We start from the raw sequence: 5,411 nt of genomic DNA on the forward strand, positions 1-5,411 counted from the left end.
ACAGGCGATAAACAATGTGATACTCGCCGACAAGCCTACTGCCCAGGCACCCGCCCCGCCGTTATCACTCAGTTGCGCGAAAAAAACCACCAGAGTGGTAATTCCCCAGATCACCCAGGAAAACACATGGGCCTTAATCCGGCCGGTCAGAATTCCGCGGATATAAGGTAAAAAAGCGCTGAAAGTAATGATCATCGCCAGAGCACTGGCGAGTACTTTAAAAGACATCATTATTCTTCATCCGGGTAATTCAGGGTCGGTTAAAACGGCAACGCTGGCAATTCAAACAACCGGCGGCGATAGCGGTTAGCCAGCACACGATCCGGCAGAATATCAATCAGTTCAACCAGCCGGGCCTGAACCTGCTGATAGTCAGCGTCCCTTGCAAGCGAGGTAGACGCCTGCGGGTTGTCGTGGCAACGGGACTGTAAAAACTCCAGCAAGGACTCCAGGGCTGCCGGATAATCACCCTCCGCGGCCAGTGTCGCCGAAAGCGCCAGTACCACCTGTCCATGCTGCGCGTCCGGGTGCGCTAATTGCTGACGCAACACGCTGATATCATCCGCCGGCTGTTGCCACTGCTGGCGTTGTAACGCCAGCCGGGCCTGTGCCTGTTGCAGTTTCGGTTCGCGCAACACACTGAAATCGGCGGCGGCCAGCCAGCCTTCAGCCAGCTGAATCAAAGCACCACGTTTTGAACGCGGTAAACAACCAAGCCCTTCCAGCAAGACATTCAGAATATCGGCCAGCATCCGTGCTGTACTGCCCTGTGCACCACAGGCAAGCTGGCAGGCCTGATTCAGGCTGAATGCCGCCTGATCTGCATCAGCGGCAGCAAAGGCACGCTCTGCCTGCTGCAGACAGCCGGATATCAGAGCACTCTCCTGCGCTGGCTGCCTGAGCCAGGGCTGAATAAATGCGCGGATCTGTGATTCGGTGAGTGTCTGCTGAAAGCGATCAACCTCCATGCCGTTCTGCAGCAACAAGACCGCAGGCAAACCTTTAACCGCAAAGCGCTGCAGCAGCTCGGGTGACTGTTCTGCATCGACCTTGAACAACAGTATCTGCCCCTTAAGCTCCAGCACCAGCTCTTCCAGCAATGGCAGAATCGCCCGACAAGGCGCACACCAGCTGGCCCAGAAATCGAGCAACACAGGAACCCGGGCAGCGGCCAGCTGCGCGGTCAACTGCTCTTCCGTCAGAGATACAATCCAGGGAAGTTCTGCCAGAGCTGGCGCTGAGGGTTCCGTCATAGTGAACGCATAAGTGTCTGCAAAGCTGCGTATCCTAACGCTCTGAAGATTAAATGCCACAGCAGATAACCCAGTGAGTAACAAATACAGCCGGCACAATTCCGCGGATTGATAACCAGATCGAACCAAAAGATAACGGTATAAATCAGTAAACCATACGCACAAAATACGGCAATCCTGAGGTATACTCGCCCAGACCCGGCCAAACCCAACCAGCAGCGAAAAGCCCCATGACCAAACCCGCACCGTCCAGCAACAAACATCCTGCAGGCACGCCGTCACCGGCCAGTTCAGCAAAGAATATCTGGCTGGCCCTGCTGGTCAGTGTCTGGCTGCTGGCAACCCTGGCCGGCTTATGGTGGTTTCAGCAACAGAACGTCCGCCCCTTTGTGAGCAACAACGACGATACCCGTTTCTGGCAGGCCAGCCAGGTCGGCCAGATGCTGCAGCCGTTACTGCAGCAATTGCCACCGTCTGCGATCCCGGAAGGCACAGACGAACCCGTGCTTTTGCTGCATTTCTGGAACCCCGTTTGTCTGTGCAACCAGCTCAGTCAGCGCCATTTTGATGGCCTGATCAGTCAGTTTAACCCCGGGCAGTTACGTATCGTGGTGATTGCCGCTCCGGGCACCAGCGATGAGCAGCTACAGAATTTCCGCCAGCTGAACGGTACCCGTATGGAAGTGATGCGCCAGCCACAGGGCCTTGATCTGCCCCTGCCCAGCAGTCCGGCGCTGGCTTTGTTAAGCCCGCAAGGTGAACTGGGTTATTTTGGCGCCTACGGCTTCGGCGCGCTGTGCACCGTCGCCAATGATGACTTTTTCCCGAATATTGTGCGCGAACTGGGCACAAAGGGTTACGGCCCTTTTGCTAACGTAGCGGGTGATGGCTGTTTCTGCGCCTGGCCGTCAGAGAAAAAAGCAATCATTGCAATGCCCGACTGAACCCCGCAGGCTCAGTCCCTGCCCGCGCGCAGTTGGCGGCGAACCTTAGCCATCGCATGCAGCAACTGACGCTGTTGTTTTTGTATCTGGTGTTTATCCACCTGCGGCTGATACAGGCTGCGGTTAATCTCTCCGGCCAGCCAGCGCAGCAAGCTCTGCTGCTGCGGGCAATGCTGCTCAAGACGCTGCAGATAACTGCCCGCAGTTTCTCCAGCCTGCGGCTCTACCCCCAGTTTTTGCCCTTTTTCCTGCAACCGCTGCCAGCTGCGCATAAAAGGTGACAAGGGCACCGGGCGCTGGCGCCACCAGACAACCAACGAAGCCAGCAGGAAGAAACCGCCAAAGCTGCCACCCAGCACATAAAGTCCCTGCTGATAGTCTTCCAGCCCCAGCCAGCCATTAAGAAAACTCTTTTGCCGCTTGCCGTCATACGACAGCACCCACAGCTGCCAGTAATAGTTCAGGCTGTCCATTTCCATACGCAGCTTGTTTAACCAGCTGACACCTTTAAAGCGATGCGGTGACAGCAGATTATCCTGCAGGAAGGTCCCCTCTTCAGCGACCGCACGCTCCAGACCGAACTCAATACGCTGCGGCGCAACCGCCGCCGTCGGATCAACCCGCACCCAGCCCTGCCCGCTGAGCCAGACTTCCGCCCAGGCGTGGGCATCGTACTGACGCACGGTTAAATAACCATCGGCAGCGTTCCATTCGCCGCCCTGATAGCCGGACACCACCCGCGCCGGAATCCCTGCGGCACGGGCAAGAAACACCAGCGCACCGGCATAATGGGCACAGAAGCCGCGACGCTGATTAAACAGAAAGTCGTCAATCTCTTCGCTACCCATTAGCGGTGGTTTCAGGGTGTAGTAAAAATCCTGCTCACGGAAATGGCGTAACAACCCATTAATGTACGCGGCATCATCAACCGCCTCTGCACGACGCTGCTGCGCCCAGGCCCGCGCCTGAGGATTACGATCACGCGGTAATTGCAGATTCTGGCGTTGCTCAAGCCCGGCCAGGCCATCTTCACTGATGCTGACCGAAGGCCAGGACAGTGCCTGATAACGCTTACGCTCATGTAATGGCCGCCGCACAACCAGGCGGTCATCCATCGTCATGCCAATGCGCTCTTCCTGCGCAGCAACACCACGCAGGGCAAACAGCCACTTCTGGCTGGTTGCCTCCTGAATAATTTCATAACGAATCAGCCCTTCAGCGTCCGCCGGCGGCTGCCAGCTTTGCGGATACCACTGGGCTTCAGAGGTAACGCCGCTGGGCTGCCAGCGCCGGCCATCGTAGTCATCCAGAACCAGTGCACGCCAGTAAAGCTGATCGCGGGCAGGTACCTGGCCATCACTGAACGACACACGGAAAGCCAGCTCATCGGACTGACTGAGATCGGCAATATCACCCGGCGCCATTTCTGCCGACAAACCGGTTTTTGCCTTACCTGACTGCAGCGCCATGCTCCACAGCGGCGCTAGGCGCGGAAACAGCAGATACAACACCAGCATCAGCGGCAGCGACATCAGCAGAATGGCCGCCGCCAGCTTTGCTGCGCGACGGCTGCGGCGGACACTCGGCGCATCATGGGAGAAACCGTTCTGATGCAGGGCAACCAGCGCACTGGTCAGCAACCACACTGTCAGAATGCCGTATAAACCCGCCAGAATGCCCTGATCAAAGAGAAAGCCGGTGCCGAGCAGGAAGTAGCTTAAAAAAACCACCACATAGCCATCGCGGCGGTTTCGCATTTCCAGCAACTTCAGCAAGCTGGCGGCAATCAGGAAGGCGGCCGCACTTTCCAGAGTAAAGGTTTTCTCAAAGGCCACTACGACCGCGGCCGACGCAGCGAACACCGCCACCGCTTTGGCCCAGCGGTTTGGGTAGGATAATCGCCCCAGATGCGTCAGCCCGCGCCACACCAGAACAAACAGCGCCAGCCCCCACATCCACAGTGGCAGGTGCTGTCCGTGCGGCAGTAAAGCGGCCAGATTACTGCCCAGCAACCACAACAAGGCGCTGCGCGGAATCTGCAGATCGGTATTCGGATGACCGGTGCTGCTCATTAATCCCCCGCTTCGACTCATAGCGCCCCCCGGTCAAAACCATACAGGGCCAGCGCTTCGAGACAGCGGTCACGATGACCGTCACTGTGATCCGGAGCGATTTCTTTACCCGGCAGACGCAGGCCGTAACGCCAGCCCAGCTGGTGTGCCTGTAAAACCCAGCCACACAGACGCGACAACCGCACTTCTGTGCTTTGCGGCGCTAGCACATCCCAGTCGAGCCAGCAGGTGGCGCCTTCGTCATGGTCAAAATCTTTGCTCACCAGACCTTTGCCGCGGGCCAGCTGTTTCCAGGCGATCTGGCGCATGGAATCGCCGGGCTGATAATTTCGCAGCCCCTGAAAATCCTGCTGACCGGACACACTGGATGGCGCTCCGGCCAGCTTATCTCCCTGCTCACCGGCAGCAAACACAAAGGGCACGGTTTCCGGTTTCGGGTACACCAGCGCGTTAAAGTCGAGTTTTACCCAGGTCCAGGTATTGAACAGCCCCAGCGGAAAGCGCGAGTCCAGCCGCAGGCGTTCAGCCTGCAGCGGCCCACGCTTATGAGTGCGGAAACTCAGCGCCAGCGAACGGGTCTGGGCAGTATCGACATCGGTCAGTTGTGACGGATTATCGGGAAAACCCAGCAGCAAGGCTTCATGAAAGCGCTTGGGAGCCGCGATCAGGCGCAGCGGTAGCTCAATCACATCACCGGCAAAACAGGGATACGCCCGCCCGGCTGCCAGCGTCAGTCCGGACAGGTTACGGAAAGTGAACATCATCGCCGCCAGCGACACACTGAACAGCCAGAAGGTCAGGCCGTAAATCAGGCTGTTCTGGTAGTTAATCGCCGTCAGCAGAAGGACAATCAGCAACAGCGTGAACAGCAGCCCGGTACGGGTTGGCAGAATAAAAATGGACTTATGATTAAGCGTTACCTGAGGCGCCGGCGGAATACGCCGGTCAAGCCAGCGTTTCCAGCGCGCGCGCCAGCGACTGGCGAGTGTCGTCATACCAGAACCGGCACCGTATTGAGGATACGTTGCGACACGCTGTGCGCGCCGCCATCGGCCGCTTCTGCCAGGCGATGATCAACCACCGCCGGCAGCACCGCCTGAATATCCTCCGGCAGCAAGTGCTGACGGTTACCATCCACCAGA

Annotated in this window: 4 protein-coding genes and 1 pseudogene; 1 reads left to right on the forward strand and 4 read right to left on the reverse strand. The window is 57.9% G+C overall.

Annotated features, from left to right (window positions below):
- Together B3P58_RS03845 and B3P58_RS03850 are read right to left on the reverse strand one after the other, a co-directional pair.
- Positions 1–231: pseudogene (locus tag B3P58_RS03845) on the reverse strand (hypothetical protein); the annotation flags it as partial.
- A gap of 29 nt (positions 232–260) precedes the next feature.
- On the reverse strand, positions 261–1,253 hold the full coding sequence (locus tag B3P58_RS03850) for a tetratricopeptide repeat protein (protein ID WP_286716160.1): 993 nt from the start codon (positions 1,251–1,253) through the stop codon (positions 261–263).
- 230 nt (positions 1,254–1,483) lie between these two features.
- Here B3P58_RS03850 and B3P58_RS03855 point away from each other — a divergent pair, with 230 nt between their 5' ends.
- Positions 1,484–2,197, forward strand: a complete 714-nt coding sequence (locus B3P58_RS03855; protein ID WP_286716161.1) for a DUF6436 domain-containing protein — start codon at positions 1,484–1,486, stop codon at positions 2,195–2,197.
- An 11-nt stretch (positions 2,198–2,208) separates the two neighbouring features.
- Here the strand turns inward: B3P58_RS03855 and B3P58_RS03860 are convergent, their stop codons facing one another.
- Complete coding sequence (locus B3P58_RS03860) at positions 2,209–4,269, reverse strand: transglutaminaseTgpA domain-containing protein (protein ID WP_230332029.1); 2,061 nt, start codon at positions 4,267–4,269, stop codon at positions 2,209–2,211.
- Between the two features lie 17 nt (positions 4,270–4,286).
- Complete coding sequence (locus tag B3P58_RS03865) at positions 4,287–5,264, reverse strand: DUF58 domain-containing protein (protein WP_230332028.1); 978 nt, start codon at positions 5,262–5,264, stop codon at positions 4,287–4,289.
- Positions 5,265–5,411: the final 147 nt, after the last annotated feature.

Source organism: Thalassolituus sp. UBA2009 (genome assembly GCF_002335285.1).
Lineage (GTDB): Bacteria > Pseudomonadota > Gammaproteobacteria > Pseudomonadales > Oceanobacteraceae > Venatoribacter > Venatoribacter alkanivorans.